The organism is Fictibacillus sp. WQ 8-8, from assembly GCF_024494405.1.
In the GTDB taxonomy this organism is placed as follows: domain Bacteria; phylum Bacillota; class Bacilli; order Bacillales; family Fictibacillaceae; genus Fictibacillus_C; species Fictibacillus_C marinisediminis.
Window position 1 is genome coordinate 697,621 of sequence record NZ_JAMXKG010000001.1, and the last position, 22,315, is coordinate 719,935.

A 22,315-nucleotide genomic window follows, 5' to 3' on the forward strand; every position below is an offset into this window, starting at 1 on the left:
CTGCCTTATTTGGTTGATTCCTGCTTCTTCAGTGCTTCTTTAATTTCTTGGAGGAGCACCATTAACCTGGACCGTTCGCCCTCCAAATAAGAGATCCACTCATCCATGTAATAAACTTGCTGCCCAATGTCTCCTTTAAAACTTGAGAAGGTCTGGTTCAACGACTCATACATTTCCTTATATTCCTGTTGCTTCTTTCCCTTCCAGTGGTCTTCTCGCGTTTCCTGTGTCACATCACGCGCAATATTTTGCGAGAGCGTATTTGTCTCTTTTTGCAAGGTAAGAAGCCCTTGCTGTACCTCTTTAATTTGCTGTATATCCCGATTGATATTTTCAAACTGCCTTTGTACACGTACACCGTCCATAAAACCAAGCATTGCAGGAATCCTCCTTTCGTCCTTAGATCCTCACCGTACAAATCCCTATAAAAGTTAGTCACCATAATATTTTACCTTATTCTGTTAAACCTTTAACTCTATCCTTTTTACCAACCTTCCTATCGTTAACTAGGGCTTTTGACACACGCAACGTCCAAAGTACTCCAAATAAAAAAACCTCTTCATCTATTAAATAATCTCTTGATTCTTCTATTATTCTTAAATGCGATTATTGGCCCGACATTTTCTCTATTAATAAGTGTAGGATATGTCCTTTTACCAAGATTACGGTAAACACCAAAAAACACTCAACAAGAGCCTTATTGAGTGTTTAAATCATTTAGAGCGTAACGAGCGAGCTAAAGTGCTGCTGAAGATCAGATCGCATTTTTTCTTTATGAGCTTCAAATTGTTTTACACGATGTCCATTCCCGCCAGAAGGATGAGGGAAGCCAGAAAGCAAGGTGTGTTTATCAAGGACCTGCCGATCAACTAATTGGTTGATTGCATTTCCCACATTAACCCCCAAAGGAATGATGAGTGACGGCTCAAGGGAGTTAAGCTCTGAAACAAAGCAGTTCCGAACATAGTGATTGAGCAAAGGAGTCTTTACTATGCTCGGAGTCGAGCCGCTGTAGTTTTTACCCTTGTAAAATACAGGATAGGCAATCACGGAGGTGGTGTGAACCAAATGATTCGCAGTACTGAATAACTCGAGTGTAGAAGAGAGGTTTAAGTACGTGTGAAGATTAAGCTGGTCCAACATTGACACCAGGTTTTTTCTCATTGTTCCTTCGAAGCTAGAATTATTCTTCACTTGCTGTAGGATCTCTTCATCAGATAATCCGCTGTCTTTGGCATTGTATACCGTCTGATAGGATTTCATCATTTGAAACAGGCCAGGGGTTATGCCAACAATAACTACTTTAGCCTTTTCATTCACGTGTTCGAATGGAGCATAATAGATATCGAGCCCTTTCTTTTCGTCCCGCTCCACTAAAAATTCTTCGCTTTTAAGAAATTCTTCAGATGGAAGAGTAGGGGAAGAGTGGATCATGGATTTATATTGTTGAAATTTAGAGTATGTAGCAATGCTCATTATTAAGTTACCTCCGTATTATTTAGAGTGGATTATTGTAAGTGTTGTTGCATTCCTTTTTCTTTTTTCTCACCTTATAAGTATAAGAGATATTTTATAGCGATTGACACAAAAAAAGGAAAAAACCGCTAAATAGCTGCGCTTATAGCAGATTCGTTTAATCGTGGTCAAAAATTTACAAAGTGATGCCTCCTTTTCCCCTCTTTTCTCTATTTAAAGAGTGAAGAGCTTTTTATAGAGAGGAAGAGCCACATGGTGCCTGGAAAGGTTACGAATTTTAAAGAGTTGAGTGAGTTTCAAACTGTGAAGGAGTTCAATGAATCAAACAAACGATTCTTGGAGGTACATGGGGAGAAGTTTACGAAGGGGGAGTTGATCGCCTTTAACCAGCTCACACGATATAGTGTCAAAGTTATCGGCGTATGCAATGCAAGAATCGGTACGCTTGTTTCTGCCTGTCATGAAAAAGGCGGTATTTCCCGTTCCACGGTTGAACGCATGCTTCGCAAAGCAAGAAAGTTTGGGATCATATCCATTCACCACACCATCCGGAACAAGGGCGGATATGCCCACAACATTTTTGTGTTCCATCGTTTTGACAGACTGATCCAGGAAAAATTGACGGACCGGCAAAGCCCCGAAACAACTTGCAGTTCTATGAAAAATCCCGACATTCCGGCATCGGAAACTAAAAACATAGAAACAAAAGAAAAAATAAAAACCAAAATCCTACGTAAGCAGCCCGCGTATTCGCCAACATTGGATTATTCTTATCTTCCTGATTACATACCGAGGGACTTTATTCAGGCGGTCACACCCTTCTTCACAACCGCTGCAGAGATCTGTTCACTTTGGCAGAAGGCGAGGATCGTCTATAAAAAACTGCAGATGGAACGACCACTGGAGATATTGGTTCCAGTTGTGATTCAAGCCTTTAAGATCACGGTTTACCAGTACAAGCTACGAAAGATCAAATCAACGTTCCCGCAATATTTTTATGGTGTTCTTTATGGGATCCTGACTGTTGAGCGCAGTAGAGAGCGCTATGCCGAGGTTCACACTTATGATTGGTTGAATGCTGGCCATGAGGGGTGAATTTATTTAGGTAACCTATTTACATATAACAATTCTTACCGATATAAACGATAGGAACTCAAGCTAATAAGCCTAGTTACTCTCTATGTTGACAAGAAATTTTTATACTACTATTAAAAACCAACTTAACTCTGATAAAACAAAAAAGGAAGCGCAAGAACCGGCCCGTGCTTCCTAACTCGTTATTTTTTTAATTCAGCTTCTTTTCTAATTGTGCCTATTTTCTTATCACTTCTAGTATCTCTTCCATTAGAGTTTCTTATCGTGCCAGCAGGTAGGCCATGTTTTTTTTCAAACGTGCCTACTGTACAATCACTTCTCGTTTTTCTAGCCATAACCATTCTCCTTTTTATACAATTTTTCTTATATATTGTGACAACTTGATGCTTTAATTTCTTCTTAGCCGTATTTACAGTGAAGCTAATACATTATAGTTTTTAATTAATGTCTTAAATACCAAATCAAATCCTAGTTTTTTTTTATTCCCCATTCAATTTTACCTTATTTATGTATATATTGGAATAAAATTCAATAATGTTAATTTAAAACATAAACATATGGAAGCGCGAGAACCGTACCCTGTCTTACTTACTTTTTGCCCTAGTGAACTATCACCAAGATATTAGACAGTTTATAGAAGGACCTTTTAATCAGCTAGAAGATGACTACGGTATTCATCCTTTTTCATTCCCATTGATAGCGAGCAGAATTGTAATATTTAATCCTCAACTTCATCTTTGAAATGACCAAAGAATGGTTCGATCGAAGTATTATCTAAGCAATTTCCTTTGCTTGACATCAATTGAGTAATGCCTAGTTCTTTCACTCTTCTTTGATACTTCCAGTGTGTATAATGGCCGCCTTGATCAGAATGCAAAAGAGCTTCAGGGTGCCCATTACCGAAAAGCCTCGTTTAAACGGTCTAAGGTCTTATATCCTATATACTAATGGGTTGTCCCATCTTTTACGCTGAAATCTTTAAATATAAGTAAGTGATGTCTGTAATAAAACCATACCTGGCTTTTGAACAAATTTACAGTTAAGAATATTTTGGTGGTTTTTTCGAAAACAAACACAACAAAACCGAATAAGGGACTTTTATAAGTTTCCAGTATTCGGGTGACAGATCTTTACCACCCTCGTCTTTTCTAAAGTGTATAATGTTAATTAGGGATAATTATTTACCTTATATGGTTATTTATTGAATATTATAATCTAACGGAGGATCCAATGATTGGAAAAATATATTTAGTTAAAACGAGTGAAGACAAAGTGGTTCCCGCCTTGTGCATTTCCATTCAAAAAAGCGGTAACTTATTAGCAGCTCAAATCAGAACTGCCAATAAACAGGATGCAATGGCAGCACAAATGAAAGAGGAACCAACCCGGAAGAAACAGAAAAACAAAACCCCTGTCAAAAAACCAAATACTATTTACATAGGCAAGCCAAATGGGCTAAGAGACCCTTCAGCAGTGATGGTTTTAAAAGTTCACCAGGTGGAACCGAACAATGTGATTAAAGAATTGGCTCATTTAAGTGATGATATGGTTCAATCAGTTATTCAATTACGGAAGCAATTATTAACACATCAGCGATTACATGAAGAGATGCATATAGTCAAAAGGAAGATTGAATTAGCGAAATTCAATAATGAAAATTATACTCCTTTAGAAATTCGGCTGGATCATATTCTCAAAGAGCTGGGCTACGGTTATGGCGGCAGAAATAAAAGGGAGAAAGGCTATTTAAATTACCGAGAAGTACCTACCAATGGCATTGTTAAGATATATCTTGGCGGAAGATAAAAGCTGCTGATAGAAAACAAGCTAGCAGCTATACATGCCAGCATGAGAATCTAATAAAAGCATATAAAAAAGCGAGCCACAAAAGGGTCGCTTTTTTCCGTTCATTTAATGTTATAAAGCCTTGTTTCAAGATGAGGAATTTTGATAGCTCCTGCAGTTGACGCATTTTCCAATATCTAATTTGATTACTTAAACAACCGTTTAAAAATATTTTTTACCCATGCCCCTTTTTCGCCATTTTTCTCTATTTATAGTGTGAAGGATTCTATGAATGGAGAGGAATGGGAAGATGGAGCCTGGAAGGATTACGAGTTTTAAAGAGCTGAGTGAGTTTGGGACGGTGAAGGAGTTCAATGAGTCGAATAAGCGGTTCATGGAGGTACATAAGAAGGAGTTTACGAAGGGGGAGCTGGTCGCTTTTCAACAGCTGACCCGGTATAGTGTGAAAGTGATCGGGGTGTGCAATGCGAAGATCGGCACGCTTGTTTCGGCGTGCTACAAAAAGGGCGGGATTTCCCGTTCCACGGTGGAGCGCATGCTGCGCAAAGCAAGAAAACTTGGGATCCTCTCCGTCCATCATACCCTCCGCAGCAAAGGCGGCTACGCGCACAATGTTTTTGTTTTCCATCGTTTTGACATAGCGCCAAGCGAAATTTTGACAGAGCGGCCTTCCGCTGAAACCCCAGCCGTACCTAAGGAAGAACCGGCAAAAAACGAGCCGGAAACTGAATCTTTAAAAACGATAAAAACAACAAAAACCAAAATCCTGCGTAAAGAAGAGGTTCCATATAGCACATTGGATTATTCATATCTTCCCGAATACATTCCACAAGACTTCATCAAGGCTGTCAAACCTTTTTTCACAACCGCTGCAGAGATCTGTTCCCTCTGGCAAAAAGCACGGACCGCCTACAAGAAGCTGCAGTTTGACCGGCCACTCGAGCAGCTCCTGGCAGAAGTCATCCAAGCCTTCAAAATCACCGTCTACCAGTACAAGCTGCGGAAGATCCGGACAAGCTTTGCCCAATACTTCTATGGCACGGTTTACGGCGTGCTGACAGTGGAACGGCGCAGGGAGAGGTATGAAAGCGTCCTGGGGTATGATTGGCTGAATGATTAAGGCGAAATAAAAAAGCCCTCCAGCGAGGACTTCCAATAAGTTATGAGCCAGTTTCAGTATTGATTTAACGGTGTTCCGCCCCTCCACCCCAGATTTCCCGGCCGCCTGTATGTCCGGTGTTTTTATGTTCGTCCTCGTTAACCAGCTGCATTAACCCAGGCTCTTCATGGTGATGCCATGTGTATCCTTCTGGTGTTTCTCCATGCAGGAGACTCTGAACATCCGCAGTTGATAAATGCAGCTCATTTGCTAATTCAGGGTTTGCCATTATCCCTTGATAAAGCTGTTCATTGGCCACCGAAAATTGAAATTGATCGCTCTCCAGATAGCTTTCTTCTGGTATTTCCGCTTCAAAGGCTGCATTAAATACAGGAAAGGTTCCTTCCACTACATCACCGTTCGGGAGAATCACCACATTATCCTCAAAAGGCACTCCCGTTTCCGGATGGACAGCACCATCAAGCACTGCATTTCGTGTATCGATGTCTTCTGTTTCAGCGATATCGGGTCCGTCTATAAAGTCCAGCACTCCCACTGCCAGCATTGAAACAGCGGCTACTTTACCAAGGTTTTTCAGCCCTTGCAGTGTCTGGCCATTATTCCCGCTCGCCATTCCTTTTACCGTTGTTCCGGCATTTTGGGCAGTATAAATAAGTGTGCTTCCTATTCCTTTGACCGTTCTTTTTGCGGAATCCTTGAGATCATCAAGTCCTTCCTGCTGATACTTCTTATCCTTTGTTACGAGGCCATAGAGTCCCTTTGCCGTGCCATCGATCATTTGCCCTGCATTGTCCATGGCTGAGGCGGACGCTGTTATAATACTTTCACCCACCTCTTGAACCCATTCATTATTCAGCTTTTTTCCTGTATATTTTACGGTACCTCCTATAAAACCACCGCTAGCCTGACCAAATCCTTTGCTTATTTTTCTGATGGTTCCCATTCACACGGCTCCTCGTCATCACAATTTGTCCAAATTCAAAAAAAGACTGAAGAGGATTCTCCAGTCTCTCTTTTCCGGTTTTTATACTAACGCTGCCTCTTCTTGTACCCTTAAAATATTCTCCTGTCTTACCGAGAATTCATTAATCTGGTGTTTAATTTCCTCCATATGAGCCACATGTTTAGCAATGTTTCCTTTGTTCTTTTGGTATTCTTTGATAATTAGATCAAGCTGTCCTTTCAGGTTAGAGATAAAGGCTTCCATCTGGTTTTCAATGAATTTCATATGCTGTTTGCTTGCTTGATTCAAAGATTTATCCATATCTTTTACGATAGAGTCCACATCCTTTTTCACTTGTTTGATCATGTCCTTTTTCATCGAGTTAAGGTCCAGGGTATAATATTCCTGTGTTTTTCCGCTCTCTTCAGTAAATATAGCGTTAAGGAAACCCGCTATCCCTCCTACTACTGCACCAGCCAGGTTGCCGATTCCAGGCAATATGACTCCTGCCCCGAATCCGGTACCGGCAGCTGTCAGGGTTTTCTTCAGTATTCTGCCAAAATCATCGTCGGATCCATCGGAGATCGTATCCGCTTTAATAGAAGCCTCTTCATTCAGTTTGAAATCCGACTTGTTCACTGCGATATCTTCCATTGAAAATGTCTGAAACTGAATAGCAAACCGCTTTCCAATAATTTCATTTGCTTTGTCGGACAGATCATAGAACTTTTGGTTAAGCCCTGAATTAATTTCGATCTGTTTGTTCATAACGAGGCGCTGGATCTTATCAAACTCCTGATTAATCTTCATTTGAACATTTTCTATGATAAACGATTGAATTTCTTTGGCCTGGCGTTTTAAATCGTCCTTATCCGGGCTTTCGAGAACCTCTCCCCCAATATGTTTGGAAATGATCGCCTCCAGCTCCTTCGGAAGGTTTGCAATCAAATCTTTTGTGGAATCCTGCAGTTGGGCAAGGTGGGTTTGGGCAAATGTTTTTAGCCCTTCCCCTTCTCTTCTAAGCTTATCAATCTTCTTTTTATTTTCGGTTACAGCGCTGATCAGCTCATGTTCATTTTCGGATGAAAGCTCAATTTGTGCTTCTGCCGCATATATGATATTTTGTACAACCTGGCGGAAGCGTTCCTCTCCGTTTTGAATCATTTTTTCACTCGCCTGGTTAAACATTTTTTCAATAATCGACTTTTCAATTTCGGTGATCTTGCTGGTTTGCAGCAGGTCCCCGGCAAACATTTCCGGCTCGGGCACGACGGAATACTTGATTCCTTCATGAACAATTTCTTTTTGAAAATTGACGCCGTAATTGGTCTTCATTTCCTGCTTCATTGCATCTGTCGCGTTTCCGTTTAGTACGGCTCTCGATAGAATTGCCTGCTTTGCAGAAAAAGCATACACCTCTGGATCCTCGATAACAGGAGCATACGTGCGGATCAATTGTTTCACCCGCTCGATAACATCCTCCACTGAACCGTCCCGCGCTGTCATGGCATCGATCTTGTTGACAAGGAATACGATCTTGTCTTGATCCTCTGCCAAATCGTCTCTGTTCTCAAATATGCTTCTCAAGATTCCAGCATTGGTTTCGGATTTATACGTTTGATAATCCAGCAGCATAATGAGGGCATCCGAGTATTTCAGCTGTTCCAAAGCAACACGCTGAAGTTCTGCTACTTCAAATTCCTCCACCTTTGCTTCATTCGGCCCAGGGGTATCCACTAGAATGAAATTCTGAACAAATTCACCGTATTCGGATTCTTCCAATGATTTAATCGGCGTTTCCAAATAGTATTTTTCAAGTTCGGAAACTTCATTTCTTTTTCTTGTCTCCCTTACGCTCTTATGAAAATTTTCTTCAAGAGTAGCTTCATCCGTTGCCCTTATCATTTCAATGTCGCCATTTTTATAAACCTTGTGGACCACTTCAACGGGTTCTGGCGCATGTTTGATTTCCGTGATGGCTGTTGTACAAGCTTCATTTTCATTGGGAAGTAAATCTCTTCCCAGAAATGCGTTGAATGTGGTTGACTTTCCAGCTTTCATTGCTGCAATAACCGATACGACAAAACGGCGCTCATTCAAATTGGTAATGGTCTTATGGAGGATTTCCTTCGATTTGGTGTCATCCTGTAAAAAATGGTCCTCCTGAATGAAATCCAGCAGCTCTTTGGACAGATTGGCCATTTGATGAATTTGATCTTTACTCATTTCCTTATCCCCTTTTTATATATACGATGTGATTGAAATCGTCTCATCTTCATGATCCAGTATCGGGCGTAAAAGACAGCGAACCGTTTTTCTTCAAACTGATTATCGGCCATCTTTGCGTTAAATCCTGTCTTAAAATAAACGGAAAGCAAACCGTTTTGTTCAGACACATTTCCTGCTATTTTTGCCCTGTTCAACCGATGAAGAGTGATTCCGTACATACGATTGTGGTTGCTATCATTCTTCTCAAGTGTCACGAATGAATCGCCGTTAACCTCTATTCCGCTATTATTCTCTAAACAGCTGTTTTGGCTTACCCTATATACACCATTGCCTGAAAGGAAAACACCTTGCTCTTCATTATTTTCCAATTGGTTATAAAGAACATGAAACTCTTCACTGCTGTTCACATGGATTCCTGACTTTTGGTTATGGGTACAGTGATTCTTCAGAATCTGCCCGTTTACTTGATCATCCACCGAAATACCATGTGCTTGGTTATGGCTGAGGAAATTGCCGTTTAACTTAACAATTTTACTGTTGTGTGACATTTGGAGTCCCGATGAGTGGCACCCCGTAATATGATTTTGAGTGATATTTGCCACTGCATGATCCTCAACCCGAATGCCGTTGTTCAATGAACTTTCTATACGGTTTTTTTTAATAACCGGGGAAGCCTCGCCCAATAAAAGAATACCGTCATAATTGCCATCAAACGTATTTTTAAAGGCAGTACCAGAAGCTCTGTCATCGAAAATAAGCGCCTTATGGTTATTAGAGAAGCGATTGTTTTTTATGTACGGGCTGGCATTGTTTATGCTCCACACAGCTGCATTATGATGATTCTCAAACTCATTATCAGAAATGTCTGCCCGCGAAAAGCCGCTGCTGACAATTCCGTACTTTTGATGCCGAAAATAATTGTTGAGAATTCTTGTTCCAGATTGGTTAATCAGTTTGATGCCGATTTCGTTTTTCTCAAACCGGCTAGATTCTATGGCCATTAAGTCGGACGTATCCATTTCCAAAGCGGTTTTACTATTCAAGAAAGAACAAGCATGAATAGAGCCAAGCGGGCTCCCGCTAATTAAAATGCTGCTTCGTTCAAATACACAATCTGATAGTGAAATATAGAGCTGGTTGTTTAATTCAATAGACTGATCGTTATGTTGGATGAAAACAACGCCTTCCATCATAAAACAATGAGCCTCTGGAAGTGTTATAGAACCATAACAGTAAATAACGGTATCTGCTCCATTTCCTTTTATGAAGATAGGTTTGTTCAGTTTTAAATTACCTTTAATTTCATAAACACCTTTTGAAAGAACAATGGTCGCTCCCGGTTTGCTTTTCAATAACTGTTCAGTAATATCAAGGGATTCAGGAAAGACAGTATTTGATAATGTTATAAAATCGGTCCGTTCTCTAAGCAGCCGGCTCAAAAGGGTAACTTCAATCAGGTGTTCCTTTATCCTTTTTTGCTGATGTTCAATTTTATTTATCTTTTTCCCGATTTGCAAATACCGTTCTTTGATCTGCACATTGGAATCTTTGACTTTCTGAGCGAAGATTCCTGAGAGAACTTCGGGGAAATCTTCATATTTTATTCTGTTCACTTTTCTATAGAGAGCCTGATTATAGTCATCCACGTCGTTGGCAAAAATATCTTTGAAGTCTTTGATTACGTTTGAAAAATCCTGAGAGTATGTATATTTATAGCTGGTCGTCGGAAAAAAGAGCAGTACATATTCAGTTACCGTTTTCGTGTGGGTATGCAGCTTGATTTTTCGGGTGAATCTTTTAAGTTTCTTTTCGTTAAAACCCAATGCTGATGCTGTTGATTGGCTGTTGGAGATATGTCCCGGCGAAAAGAAAAACTCTTCATTAAGCGGCTGCAAGTTTCCCTGAAATTCATTATTGTATTTCTCAAGCATTTGATTGATAATTTTCGTTTTTTTCTTCATGTTTTCAATGACAGCATAATAGAATTGGTGAGTGGAATTTGACATGAGCTCTTTGGAATAATGATCGTAGATACTGCTGGCTGTTTTCGCATAAACGCTTTTTAAAGCTCTTTCTAAAATGCTTCCTGCAGCTCTTTCTGCGCTATATTCACTTTTGTATTTTATTTTGTCGGACTCAACATGTAGAGAAGGGATTTCTGGCACTAACATGTCCGTCGGAAGCAGCTTCTCTAATTGAGATTTGTTTTTAAGGTAAACGTTGGCTTCCTCAAACCGTTTTAGATTGTGATCCATCAGCTTTTCCAATGATCGGGATTGGCCTTTGAGCTGATCGGCGGCTTTTTGCAATAGCGCAAATCTTTCCTTCATTTCCATCTTTTTTTGGTCCAACTGCTCGACCACTTCATCTATGTTTTCCTTTACACGATCTATTTGCTTTTTTTCCTGTAGGCTGCCGAAGTGATCATGGGAATCAAGAAGCACTTCTTTTTCAAACCGCTTAATGCCACTTTCTTGTACAACCTCTTCGTAAGCTTCTTCAGTGTGGGCTTTGACAGCACATAAAACACCACCAATTTCAATCTCAGAAACTTTAAGGTAAGGATCGATCTGACTTTTATATTCTGCATCTTCGGGATCGGCTTTCAGCACTCTCCCTAAAAGCGCCTTTTTCGCACTGACAGGAAACAATTCCGGATCTTCAATTCCCCAGTACTGTAATGCGGAACGGACATCCTCTGTTACCTGTTCAATCGAATGGTCCTTGTGGCCATGCTTATCGATCTTATTAATAACAAAAACAGCCTTTTTAAGAAGCTGCGGCCTCAACTCTTTTATCAGATTCAAGATCATCTCATTTTCTTCAGCCTTGAAGTATTGATAATCAATGACATAGACCAGAAGATCCGTCCGAAAAACGGAACGCCGGAAACTGCTCATGATTACTTCTTTATCAGCGCCGGCATTTTCCATTTCATTGATACCGGGTGTATCCATGATGATCAAGGACTTTTCAGAGATTCCATCTTTTATATCCAATGAATAAAGAGGATGAGATAAATGATAGGTAAAATGCTTGTTTATTTTTTCTCTTCTTGATTTCCTGACTTCTTTCAAAAATTCAGCAGCTAATTCAGGGCCTTGAATGATTTCAGAAGACCCACCTTCAAAACGTTTTTCTATATGGTTTGCTTGATCCCCAAGGACAATCTCAGTCGTGGTCAAGGTACAGGCTTCATTCTCATTCGGCATTAAGTCGGCACCCAATAAGGCATTAATAAAGGTGGACTTCCCTGACTTCATGGCTCCCATTATGGAAATGACATAATCATTGCCCAGAAGATTCTCTTTCGCCTTTTCCAAACGCGTCAAATCCAAATCTTTGATAGGGTCCACACGGTCCTTGACATACTCTAGCTTTACTAACAGTTCATTCAAATGCCGGCTATACTTATTAATGTTTCATCTGCCTCCTAAAGCTTTTCCGTATATATATAATCGGCAAAATGATTTATATTATTTAGTTATTTTACAAAATCAACCACTTTTTGAACCAAAATAAAAAGCCCTCCAGCGAGGACTTTAATATTTCTTCGGAGAGCCGTTCAAATAGGAGGACAGGCCAACATATTTTTGGGGCGGCTTCGGTTTCGGCTTTGGCTTGTTGGGTACTGTGGGTTTAGGTGAGGGGGCATACTGCTCGAGAATTTCCTTTGCCCTTTTTAAAGGCATCATCACTTTCGGATTGCGGCTGTCCGCATCATACTCCAGGATTTCCAGCGTCTTGCGGTCTCCCCTTGAGGAAGGCAAATGGAACAAATACTCTTCCACCTGGATCAAAACATCCAGCCGCTGCAAAGCCTTGCCCGGATTCGGAGAATAATTCAGCCCGACCTTCTTCGCCTTTCCCTGCTTCATCAGCTTCTCAATAGCCCGCTTCTTCATCGCATAAAGCTCGGGAGCATTCTTGGCATGCTTGTTCAGGATATAGATCGCCTGAGCGATTTCAGTTGTATTATTTTTCATTGGTATCTTCTTTTCTTTAGGTTTTTTAATCATTAAACACTACTGGAAATGATAATAAATGGGGGCATCAAAAAAAGCTCACACTTACAGGTATGAGCTTTCCTTGTATTCTTTATTCGTCATCGAAGGTTTCAGCAAGAGGTATACAATTAAAATCCCTAAGGAATCAATTACAACATCATACAATCGGCCATCCCTTCCCATATACAGCTGCACAGTCTCAGTAAATACAGCGAATCCAACGGAAAGAACCAGAGCTGGCCTATGCTTTCTCAATAATGAAAAAAGCAACAGATCCATAATAGCAAAACCAGCAAAATGGCCAAACTTCACAATGTAGAAGTATTGATGAATCATGGTCAAATCCGATAGGTTGAAAAAAGATAGTAAGTCTGGCGAAGCATCCCAAGTGAAATTAACTTTTTGATGATAAAGCAAAGCTTCCAGGCTGTCTGTAAAAGTATGCAGTCCTAAAAATAGAGCCCAGGCAATGACAGAAAGTAATTTAATAGTATTCATGCATTCATTATTGTCCTTCTAACTTCATTTCATAACTTCTTTTTTAAAACCATGAACATTATTCTTTTTCCAATTCCATATTAAATCATGGGGATCAATTTTTGAAGTGTATATAAAGGTTAGTCAAATATGCCCCCGAGTCACTAATAGTCCAGCGGGTAAATTTCCTATTCCTTATATTTCTTCTCAAATTGCCAAGCATCTCGGCACATGGATAGAAGATCGCGTTTAGCAGTCCATCCTAGTTCCCGCTTTGCTTTTGAAGCATCAGCGTAGCATGAAGCAATATCCCCGGGTCTTCGATCTACGATTTCATAAGGTACTTCAATGGCATTTGCTTCTTCAAACGCCTTCACTAATTCTAGTACACTAGTACCTTTTCCGGTACCCAAATTATAAACATGGACTCCCTCAGTAAGGTTTTCCAATGCAGCAACATGACCTTCAGCAAGGTCTACCACATGAATATAATCACGAACCCCAGTGCCGTCCACTGTTGGATAGTCATTTCCAAATATACGTAGTTTCTCAAGTTTACCTTTTGCTACTTGAGTTACATACGGCATTAAGTTGTTGGGGATTCCGTTAGGTGCCTCACCAATTAAACCACTTTCATGTGCACCTACTGGATTGAAATATCGAAGAAGTGATACTGAATAAGCAGGATTTGCAATAGCAATATCCGTTAGAATACGCTCACTTATGGCTTTTGTTTCACCATAAGGATTCGTCGTTGGTAGGAGATCCATTGTCTCTACAAATGGCACTTTATTATTCCCATACACGGTTGCCGATGAACTAAAGACAAGCCGATTCACACCATATTTCTGACAGACTTTAGCAAGAACCATGGTGCTAACAATGTTGTTGTAGTAATAATTCAATGGCTTTTCTACAGATTCTCCTACTGCCTTAAGACCGGCAAAATGAATAATACCATCAACCTTATAATTTTCAAAAATTATATTAACAGCTTCTGCACTCGATACATCAATTTCATAGAAAGTAACTTCTTTATCAGCAATATCCATAATCTTTCCAATCATCTCACGCTTACTATTGCAAAGATTATCAGCAATTATCACTGAGTGCCCCGCTTCCAATAAAGCAATACAGGTATGTGAACCTATATATCCAGCACCGCCAGTAACCAGTATGTTCATAGGTTGCCCCTCTCCTCATGCATTTAATAACTAGGCTCTTATTATGAATTTATTAAAAACAATAGGAATAACTATCGTTATCGTCTATAAGTAATTGGACAGTTTAACTTAGCAGATTCGTATAAAGATAATACTAGCTTAAGAGCATTTTTACCGTCTTCGCCAGTAACTGCTGGCTCTCGACCGTCATTAATAGCATTAACCATGTTTTCAATAATCCACTGGTGACCTGGGGTTCCCCAAGGATCAGCTTTAATACTTTCTTTCAAATCTTCTATTTCGTTATCCGACATATCCATTATATCAAGATGCTCGAAATATAATGCGTTTGTACCACCAATTTTCACGGTACCTTTTTCACCGAATATTGTAATAGACTCTTCATAGTTCTTAGGATACACAGTAGTTGAAGCTTCTACTGTTCCAAGTGCGCCTAAATCAAATTTTATTATTCCTACAGACACGTCTTCAGCTTCTATATGCCTAAATCTTGTTGCCTCCATACTAAACACTTGTTTAGGAGTTCCCATAAACCATAACAATAAATCAAGATTGTGAATTGCTTGATTCATTAGTACTCCACCATCATGCTGTTTAGTTCCTCTCCAAGGGGCTTGGTCATAATATTCCTGATTTCTGTTCCAATTCACTATACAGCTTGCATGGCTAATCTTTCCTAATAAGCCCTGGTCCAAAATTTTTCTCAACTCTTGAACAACCGGTCTAAAACGATTCGGATGAACCACCGCTAATTTCACATTATTGAAGTTACACGCACCTATGATTTTATCGGTATCTTCGATTGACATCGCAATTGGTTTTTCTACAATAATATGCTTTTTTGCTTCCGCTATTTGAACTGCAATGGAAGCATGGAAACCACTTGGAGTACAAATACAAACTATATCAATATCCTCTTTTTCAAGCATTTGTTGTAAATCAGTATAAGGTTCTGCATCATATTCTTCTTTGTAAAATTCCATTGTAGCCGGAACTTTATCACAGACTGCAACGAGCCTTGCAGCATCAATTTTATCAATTGCTGCTGCATGCTTTTTTGCTATAAAGCCACATCCGACAATTGCAAAATTCATAACGAAACCTCTTCCCTTTTCATATATTGATCTTAAGCATTCATAAATTCTTGTATTACATCACATACCTTTGTAATTTCTTCCTCTTTTAAATATGGATGCATTGGGAGTGAAAGAACAGTATCACAAAGCTTGTTTGTAACAGCAAAATCTTCCTCAACAAATGGTAGATCTGCGAATGCCAGTTGAAGATGCATTGGTTTAGTGTAGTAAATCATACTAGGTATCTCATTTTCCTTCAGCTTGGCCTGTAGTGCATCCCGTTGTTCTTTTGAATTAAGTTTGATTGTATATTGGGCAAAACTAGAATAATAACCTTCTGGAATATAAGGTGTTTCTACAATATCTTGCAGTTTTTCACTATACAGTTGATATGCTTTATTTACTCCATCTAGCTCATGTTCTTTAAATGCATGCAATTTTACTTGCAAGATAGCTGCTTGTATCGTATCTAGTCTGGAATTAACACCAATTCTAACGTTGTCATATTTATTTACACCTTTTCCATGAACTTTATAGGAACGAAGCAATTCAGCTGTTTCATCATTATTCGTAAAGATTGCTCCACCGTCTCCATAACAACCAAGAGGCTTAGCTGGGAAAAAGGAAGTAGTTGCAGCGTCACCAAAACTACAGGCCATTTTACCATTAATATTTCCACCAAACCCTTGTGCACCGTCTTCTAATACAAGCAAATCATACTGTTTAGCAATCTTCTCGAGCTCATTATAATTAGCCGGGAGTCCAAACAAATCAACTGGTATAACTACTTTAGGATTTAATTTTCTTTCTTTTTTCACTTTTTCAATTGATTTTACAAGCTTATCAGGATCTATATTGAAAGTCTTTTCATCAACGTCTACAAAAACCGGTGTAGCTCCATTAAAGGAAACTACTTCTCCTGTTGAGAAGAATGTAAAATCAGGTACGAATACAGCGTCACCCTCTTTTACATCCCAAGCCATTAAAACCAATGACAAAGCATCTGTTCCATTAGCACATGTAATACAGTGCTTAACACCTACATATTCAGCTAATTCTTTTTCAAGTTCATTTACTGGTTTCCCACCTATATATTGGCCAGTGTTTAGCACATTTTGAATAGCATCATCAATAGCTGATTTATACTGAGTATATTGAGCTTTTAAGTCACGAAACTGCATACTTTACCTCTTTCCCTTTATTTAGTTTCAATTAAATTACCATCTTTTAATTCATAAGATCTATTACATTCTTTACAATTATAATCTTCCTTTAAAGGAACACCGCATTCACAAACCCAACCAATTTGTTTTGCCGGAACTCCAGCCATTAATGCATAGTCTAGAACATCTTTTGTTACAACGGCTCCAGAAGCAATCATAGCCCAGGAACCGATGGTATTGCCACATACAATCGTTGCGTTTGCTCCTATAGAAGCGCCACATTTAACTAATGTTCTTTTATATGCAGCACTACCTTTAGGGTATTTACTTCTTGGAGTTAAATCATTGGTAAATACCATAGATGGACCACAAAACACATAGTCCTCTAATTCTACACCCTCATATACTGAAACATTATTTTGAATCTTTACTCCGTTACCAATTTTCACGTTGTTTGATATATTTACATTCTGTCCAATTGAACATTTTTTTCCAATTTCCGCACCAGAATGGATGTGACTAAAATGCCATACTTTTGTTCCTTCTCCAATCTTAACATCATCATCAATGTAACTACTTTCATGTACAAAATACTGCATCATAACTTCTCCTTATCTTTTCCTTGAAATAATTGATTAAGGAAGAGGTCCCATTGGCACCCTTTCTACAGCAACTAATTATTTTCTCTATTATCTTTCTTTGCATTTTTTGTATTAAAATAGCCTTTGTATACTGCTGTATAAGGGGCACAACTCATCACTATATGATCCGCATTTATAATGGCATGTTCTATGAGCTAGTTTAAAACCGCTCCTTGCTCCAGAATAGATGATACAGTTTGCTTAGATAGTAACATTTTTAAAGTGGAACACTCTTATCAATGACTTAAAAAATTAACTAAAACAGATAAATCGACAAAATTTATAATAAGGAAGCGTTCTTTTAGTTAGAGTTTGAAATATTTATTTGGCTTCGCAACATCTTTAAATGCATTCCTTGTATCAAAAATAACCGCTGAGTTCTGAGCAATGAAATCATAATCAAAATCAGAATGGTCTGTTGTTAATAACACCACATCAGCATTTTCTAATAACTCTTCAGTTAACTCAACCGTTTCTATAGAAATATCAGACAAACGGAAATGCTTGACATAAGGATCAACAACTGAGAAAGTAGCTCCCTGCTCACCAAATAATTCTAATATTTTTAACACTGGAGATTCACGCACATCATCGATATCTTTTTTGTATGCTGCTCCAAGAACAACAACATTTGAACCTCTTAGTGCTTTTCCATCTTCATTTAAAATGTGCATTGTACGATTCACTACATACTCAGGCATTGCATTATTAATTTCACCAGCCAGCTCGATTAAACGAGTATGGTAATTATATTCACGTGCTTTCCATGTTAAGTAGAACGGATCGATAGGGATACAGTGTCCGCCAAGACCTGGTCCAGGGTAGAATGCCATAAACCCGTACGGCTTACTTTTAGCCGCATCAATAACTTCCCACACATCGATTCCCATACGTTCACATAGAATCGCCATTTCATTAGCTAGTGCAATATTAATATGACGGAATGTATTTTCAAAAATTTTCTCCATTTCAGCAATCGCTGGGCTAGAAACTTCATGAACGTCTCCTTCTAGTACAGAGCGATACATAGATGCAGCTACTTTCGTACAGTTTGCAGTAATACCACCAACGACCTTTGGTGTATTCTTCGTTTTAAATTGCTTGTTTCCTGGATCAACACGTTCTGGTGAGTAAGCAACGAATACTGTTTCACCAGTAATTAACCCTTTTGCTTCTAACGCAGGTTTTACGATTTCTTCAGTCGTACCAGGATACGTAGTAGACTCAAGAACAACTAACATACCTTCCTGTGCGTATTTTGCAATTTCAATTGCAGAACTTTTTACATAAGAGGTATCTGGCTGTTGGTAAATATCAAGTGGTGTAGGTACACAGATTGCTACAGCATCAACTTCGGCAATACGACCGTAGTCAGTTGTTGCTTGTAATTGACCACTATTAATCATTTCTTCTAAATCAGCGTTTACTACATCACCAATATAATTAATAGCCATGTTTACTTGTTCAACACGGCTTTCTTGAATGTCAAAACCGATTACTTTATAGCCTGCTTTTGCTTTTTCAACCGCAAGTGGTAATCCAACATAACCTAGTCCTACTACTCCGATTACTGCCTCTTTGTTCTTAAACATATTTAATAATTTATCAACATGCATTGCCTTTAATTCTCCTTTGTTTTTACAGAATAATAATGAAAAAGTTTTAATGACAGCCTTGAATCTAGAGGAGAATTGGTAAATCACCTTTAGAACCATCTTCCTTGCTTCTCATAGATAATAAAAGACACTCTTCGAATATCCTGCACCACCAGTTACTAGTATATTCATTTCATGTATTCACCTTGCTTACTCAAATAGAGTTATTTGACTGCCTGCTAAAAATAGTTATTGTTAAATATTTTATTATATCATGCAAATATTTTTTTAATTTTTTTATATTGAAGTAATATAAAGATAATCCCTGATAATATAGCAGACATGATTAATATAAAGGAATTGTCATATGAAAATAATATGAAAAATGTTAACCCAGTATAAGGTAGTGCTTTAAGAATTTCTAAAACTAATTCTCTTAATACTTTATAAAGGGACAAACCTGCAAGAAAGAGAATAAGTGTACAGTTTGTCATCCATAAGACAGCACTTACTACTGCAAATAACGCTATGGTGAATAATGGATCCCCGAATATTCCACCAATAATTAGAACCGCTAACCTACTGCTAAATAAAAGGATATCAATGAATAATCCTAACCGCTGTCTTTCCATAACTAAATATAAATTTGAAAGTGGAGATGAAATAAATACAAAAATAAGCCAAATACTCATCCATCTTACATATTGTCCAGCTTCATACCAATTTTCTCCGAAAACAAATGAAAATAGCTCAGGAGCAACTAAAGATATCAGTGATATAGGTACCAAAGCAATAGATAATAGATTCTTAAATACATCAAGTGTTACACTATCTAAATTACCATTCCTATTCGCTTCAGTTGCATAAGGGAAGAACACTTGAGCTACCGCATCACCTACAATACTCATTGGAAGATTAATTGTCCTCTGTCCAAGAGCATAAAATCCAACAACTGCAGGTGTAAAAAAATACCCTAGGACTAACGGCGGTATCATTACCGAGGCTGTATTAAGTAAGCCCGACCATAAAGAATATATAGGGAAGTTTCTATATTCAACTATATTTTTCCTAATATTCCGAGTACTTAGGTAGGATAGTATTTGTTTCCCGTTTTCTTTCCAAGTCTGCCATAAAAGCCAACCAGTTGCTGCTATTTGGCCAGCAAATTGACCTCCAATTAACCCTCCAGCTTGAGCATTTATGATTGTCCCATAAGAAACCTGTGTTGAAGCCGTAACACCACTTTGTGTAATCTGTCGTATAGCCAAACGATTAAATCTTTTTCCTCTTATGTTCCAATAATTAAGTGCTTGGAAAAAACCTAATGTTAAAATACTTATAGGAATAAACCATAGTAAGTATTTAAGTTCTGGTGCACCAAGCAAGACAGAAATTGGTCCTCGAAAGAATACTATTAGGACGAATGAAAATATACTTACAACACTACATATCAGAAAAGATAATGCCAATAAGTTAGCAGCATCCTCTTCACTTTTTGGAAGAACGATAGCTAATTCATACCTCAAGCAAGAAATTATCGCCATTATTGCTAAAATTGAAGAGAACATTGTAAATGTTCCAAAATACTCAGGTTCATATAGTCTTGTTAGAATTGGTGCAATAATTACTAGCAACAATTGTGCAAAAGTTGTTCCAGTCATTAAGGTGACAACACTTCTCAGAAACCCCCCAGAAGGGATTTTTCTATCTAGCCATATCCTTAATTTATTCACGAAATAGTTAACTCCATATATAATTTCCTTTCTTTAACTTATCTACAATTACTTTGTTAATCTGTTAATCTATAACTCCTTATATACTTTAAGGTATTCCTTAGCGATTAGGGAGTTTATATTCCCTCCACCGCTTACTATATATTTCCCTTTATCCTTTCTACTATATAATGAGTAGAAACTGAACCTATTCTTGGAAACATGCTGGAAAGAAGCAAACAAATGGTAAAGATATTTCACCGGAATTAATAATGGGCTTTTTTTAACATTGTTAATGCCTGCATAATCTTTAATTCTAAAGTTATCTTTCTCTTTTTCTAATAAATTGTCACCCAAAACGTCCAAATATGGGTACACATGAATTTTTGTGTACTCAAAATATAATCTTCTTTTCAAGCGTAGCTCAAATGGTATATTGAGCCAAAACTCTATTAGATCCTTATCCCATAAAGGTAAAGACCATGTATAACCAAAAAAGTCATAAACTCTTACTGAATTACAAATAAATTTTGACTGCCTTTCTCTCCACACCCATTTTTCTAAATGGTTTGCCCACTCTTCTCTAGTTAAAATATTGCTTTGATGTAATTGATTATTAACTTTTAAACTTTCTAATATAGATTCCTTCATCTTTCTAGAATTATTCTTACTTGTTGGCCATAGAGTATAGTGAACCTTAAAAATATAATTTGAAAGTTCAGTTAAAGTGGGTTCTCTACTTTTATCTAAAAAATCTGGTATATGACTTCCTGCTGTAAAGTCACCTGCATGCCCCGGGATAAACACAGCATCATCAGGGATGATCTCTTTATTTTTCAATTCTGCTACTGCTAAAAAATCTTGAATATGAGGAAGTGAACTATAGTTTCCAGAGTTCCTAATATATTCATCAAACAAACCATCTTTACGTATTTCCCTCCACTTTGTGGGATTGTACTCTACGAAATACCATGGGTAGCCAAATTCACGGGCGATTTCTTTCGAAATCTTTGCTTCTTCATCAGATTCACTTCCGTATGTAAAACAGATAACATCTTGGTATTTAAGGCGTTTAAACATTGTAGCAATTAGTCTAGAATCCTGTCCTCCACTCAGAGGTATTATAGCAGTCCTGCCATTTAGCATTCCTATTAATCGTTTAAAAGCTGCCAGTGTTATTTCGTCAAGTTCTTGAACAAGTTCATCGATAGACTTATTTTCGAGAGAAATATGTTCAAAAGTAAAATAATTGGATACTTTAACAAGGTTAGTTTCTTTATCAATTAGAAGAAATTCACCTGGCTGAAGTTGTTTAATATTTTTAAAAAGCGTTCTATTTTCTGTTGTATAACCAGTTAATAGAAATTCTATTCCGCCGTTTTCATCTCTATCCCTAAAACTTATTTGTGAACTTATCCAATGAGCTTTATCACTAATATATATATTTTCATTATTAATAAAGTAAAATAAAGGAGTACTACGAACCCTATCAACTGATGCTAGGACATATCTTTCATTTTCTACTATTATTGAAAAGAAGCCATTTAAGCTTTTTAAAAAGCTAATTATATCATTTTCATACTTTAAATTATTAAGAGCTTCTTTAAGTTCATGCTTAGCCATAACATTACCTGATTCCTTAAAAACATGCCCCTTGAAACTTAGACTATCTTTTTTGCCACTGCATTCAAGATCATCAAAAGAGTTCAGATTTACTTTCAGCAATTATACAACCTCCTTAAGGGGTGAAGTCATTAGGTAGTTTATGCTCAAAACCAAATTTTTTAAAAA

General features: G+C 38.0%; 18 protein-coding genes and 1 pseudogene. 3 read left to right on the plus strand and 16 right to left on the minus strand.

Annotation, left to right across the window (positions count from 1 at the left end):
- Positions 1-5 precede the first annotated feature (5 nt).
- Together M1K46_RS03410 and M1K46_RS03415 are read right to left on the minus strand one after the other, a co-directional pair.
- Positions 6-377, minus strand: coding sequence for a hypothetical protein (locus tag M1K46_RS03410; RefSeq protein ID WP_256224895.1), 372 nt, complete (start codon positions 375-377; stop codon positions 6-8).
- Between the two features lie 340 nt (positions 378-717).
- Positions 718-1,476 (minus strand): hypothetical protein, encoded by a 759-nt coding sequence (locus M1K46_RS03415; protein ID WP_256224896.1) that lies wholly within the window; start codon positions 1,474-1,476, stop codon positions 718-720.
- A 252-nt stretch (positions 1,477-1,728) separates the two neighbouring features.
- Here M1K46_RS03415 and M1K46_RS03420 point away from each other — a divergent pair, with 252 nt between their 5' ends.
- A complete protein-coding gene (locus tag M1K46_RS03420; RefSeq protein WP_256224897.1) occupies positions 1,729-2,571 on the plus strand; it encodes a hypothetical protein in 843 nt (280 codons plus the stop codon).
- 182 nt (positions 2,572-2,753) lie between these two features.
- Here M1K46_RS03420 and M1K46_RS03425 read toward each other — a convergent pair whose 3' ends face one another.
- Both M1K46_RS03425 and M1K46_RS03430 read right to left on the minus strand, forming a co-directional pair.
- Entirely contained in the window at positions 2,754-2,906 is a 153-nt protein-coding gene (locus M1K46_RS03425) for a hypothetical protein (protein ID WP_256224898.1), read from the minus strand.
- Positions 2,907-3,295: 389 nt separating this feature from the next.
- A pseudogene (locus M1K46_RS03430) lies at positions 3,296-3,506 on the minus strand (IS3-like element ISBsp3 family transposase); the annotation flags it as partial.
- A 295-nt stretch (positions 3,507-3,801) separates the two neighbouring features.
- Here M1K46_RS03430 and M1K46_RS03435 point away from each other — a divergent pair.
- Positions 3,802-4,377, plus strand: a complete 576-nt coding sequence (locus M1K46_RS03435) for a hypothetical protein (protein WP_256224899.1) — start codon at positions 3,802-3,804, stop codon at positions 4,375-4,377.
- Positions 4,378-4,666: 289 nt separating this feature from the next.
- Positions 4,667-5,497 carry a hypothetical protein gene (locus M1K46_RS03440; protein WP_256224900.1) on the plus strand — a complete coding sequence of 277 codons (831 nt, stop codon included), beginning with the start codon at positions 4,667-4,669 and terminating at the stop codon, positions 5,495-5,497.
- A gap of 64 nt (positions 5,498-5,561) precedes the next feature.
- Here M1K46_RS03440 and M1K46_RS03445 read toward each other — a convergent pair whose 3' ends face one another.
- From M1K46_RS03445 to M1K46_RS03500, 12 genes are all read right to left on the minus strand, one after another.
- Entirely contained in the window at positions 5,562-6,440 is an 879-nt protein-coding gene (locus M1K46_RS03445) for an HNH endonuclease (RefSeq protein ID WP_256224901.1), read from the minus strand.
- An 81-nt stretch (positions 6,441-6,521) separates the two neighbouring features.
- The gene (locus tag M1K46_RS03450; protein ID WP_256224902.1) at positions 6,522-8,666 is read right to left on the minus strand and encodes a dynamin family protein; all 2,145 of its coding nucleotides are present in this window, start codon (positions 8,664-8,666) and stop codon (positions 6,522-6,524) included.
- Complete coding sequence (locus tag M1K46_RS03455) at positions 8,663-12,067, minus strand: right-handed parallel beta-helix repeat-containing protein (protein WP_256224903.1); 3,405 nt, start codon at positions 12,065-12,067, stop codon at positions 8,663-8,665. Before M1K46_RS03455 ends, M1K46_RS03450 begins: the two co-directional genes overlap by 4 nt.
- 144 nt (positions 12,068-12,211) lie before the next feature.
- Positions 12,212-12,655, minus strand: a complete 444-nt coding sequence (locus tag M1K46_RS03460; protein WP_256224904.1) for a YkyB family protein — start codon at positions 12,653-12,655, stop codon at positions 12,212-12,214.
- Positions 12,656-12,739: 84 nt separating this feature from the next.
- Positions 12,740-13,174 carry a VanZ family protein gene (locus M1K46_RS03465; protein ID WP_256224905.1) on the minus strand — a complete coding sequence of 145 codons (435 nt, stop codon included), beginning with the start codon at positions 13,172-13,174 and terminating at the stop codon, positions 12,740-12,742.
- Between the two features lie 167 nt (positions 13,175-13,341).
- Positions 13,342-14,337, minus strand: a complete 996-nt coding sequence (gene galE, locus M1K46_RS03470; RefSeq protein WP_256224906.1) for a UDP-glucose 4-epimerase GalE — start codon at positions 14,335-14,337, stop codon at positions 13,342-13,344.
- 77 nt (positions 14,338-14,414) lie between these two features.
- Complete coding sequence (locus M1K46_RS03475; RefSeq protein ID WP_256224907.1) at positions 14,415-15,431, minus strand: Gfo/Idh/MocA family protein; 1,017 nt, start codon at positions 15,429-15,431, stop codon at positions 14,415-14,417.
- A gap of 32 nt (positions 15,432-15,463) precedes the next feature.
- Positions 15,464-16,594: a DegT/DnrJ/EryC1/StrS family aminotransferase gene (locus M1K46_RS03480; RefSeq protein WP_256224908.1), complete on the minus strand. Its 1,131-nt coding sequence runs from the start codon at positions 16,592-16,594 to the stop codon at positions 15,464-15,466.
- A 17-nt stretch (positions 16,595-16,611) separates the two neighbouring features.
- On the minus strand, positions 16,612-17,175 hold the full coding sequence (locus M1K46_RS03485; protein WP_256224909.1) for an N-acetyltransferase: 564 nt from the start codon (positions 17,173-17,175) through the stop codon (positions 16,612-16,614).
- Between the two features lie 347 nt (positions 17,176-17,522).
- Positions 17,523-18,833, minus strand: coding sequence for a nucleotide sugar dehydrogenase (locus M1K46_RS03490; protein WP_256224910.1), 1,311 nt, complete (start codon positions 18,831-18,833; stop codon positions 17,523-17,525).
- Positions 18,834-19,084: 251 nt separating this feature from the next.
- Positions 19,085-20,545, minus strand: coding sequence for an oligosaccharide flippase family protein (locus M1K46_RS03495; RefSeq protein WP_256224911.1), 1,461 nt, complete (start codon positions 20,543-20,545; stop codon positions 19,085-19,087).
- A gap of 69 nt (positions 20,546-20,614) precedes the next feature.
- The gene (locus M1K46_RS03500) at positions 20,615-22,249 is read right to left on the minus strand and encodes an asparagine synthase family protein (RefSeq protein ID WP_256224913.1); all 1,635 of its coding nucleotides are present in this window, start codon (positions 22,247-22,249) and stop codon (positions 20,615-20,617) included.
- Positions 22,250-22,315: the final 66 nt, after the last annotated feature.

Coding starts and splice junctions, on each gene's coding strand:
- M1K46_RS03410 (WP_256224895.1), bottom strand. CDS start 377: ATGCTTGGTTTTATGGACGGTGTACGTGTACAAAGGCAGTTTGAAAAT.
- M1K46_RS03415 (WP_256224896.1), bottom strand. CDS start 1,476: ATGAGCATTGCTACATACTCTAAATTTCAACAATATAAATCCATGATC.
- M1K46_RS03420 (WP_256224897.1), top strand. CDS start 1,729: ATGGTGCCTGGAAAGGTTACGAATTTTAAAGAGTTGAGTGAGTTTCAA.
- M1K46_RS03425 (WP_256224898.1), bottom strand. CDS start 2,906: ATGGCTAGAAAAACGAGAAGTGATTGTACAGTAGGCACGTTTGAAAAA.
- M1K46_RS03435 (WP_256224899.1), top strand. CDS start 3,802: ATGATTGGAAAAATATATTTAGTTAAAACGAGTGAAGACAAAGTGGTT.
- M1K46_RS03440 (WP_256224900.1), top strand. CDS start 4,667: ATGGAGCCTGGAAGGATTACGAGTTTTAAAGAGCTGAGTGAGTTTGGG.
- M1K46_RS03445 (WP_256224901.1), bottom strand. CDS start 6,440: ATGGGAACCATCAGAAAAATAAGCAAAGGATTTGGTCAGGCTAGCGGT.
- M1K46_RS03450 (WP_256224902.1), bottom strand. CDS start 8,666: ATGAGTAAAGATCAAATTCATCAAATGGCCAATCTGTCCAAAGAGCTG.
- M1K46_RS03460 (WP_256224904.1), bottom strand. CDS start 12,655: ATGAAAAATAATACAACTGAAATCGCTCAGGCGATCTATATCCTGAAC.
- M1K46_RS03465 (WP_256224905.1), bottom strand. CDS start 13,174: ATGAATACTATTAAATTACTTTCTGTCATTGCCTGGGCTCTATTTTTA.
- galE (WP_256224906.1), bottom strand. CDS start 14,337: ATGAACATACTGGTTACTGGCGGTGCTGGATATATAGGTTCACATACC.
- M1K46_RS03475 (WP_256224907.1), bottom strand. CDS start 15,431: ATGAATTTTGCAATTGTCGGATGTGGCTTTATAGCAAAAAAGCATGCA.
- M1K46_RS03480 (WP_256224908.1), bottom strand. CDS start 16,594: ATGCAGTTTCGTGACTTAAAAGCTCAATATACTCAGTATAAATCAGCT.
- M1K46_RS03485 (WP_256224909.1), bottom strand. CDS start 17,175: ATGCAGTATTTTGTACATGAAAGTAGTTACATTGATGATGATGTTAAG.
- M1K46_RS03490 (WP_256224910.1), bottom strand. CDS start 18,833: ATGCATGTTGATAAATTATTAAATATGTTTAAGAACAAAGAGGCAGTA.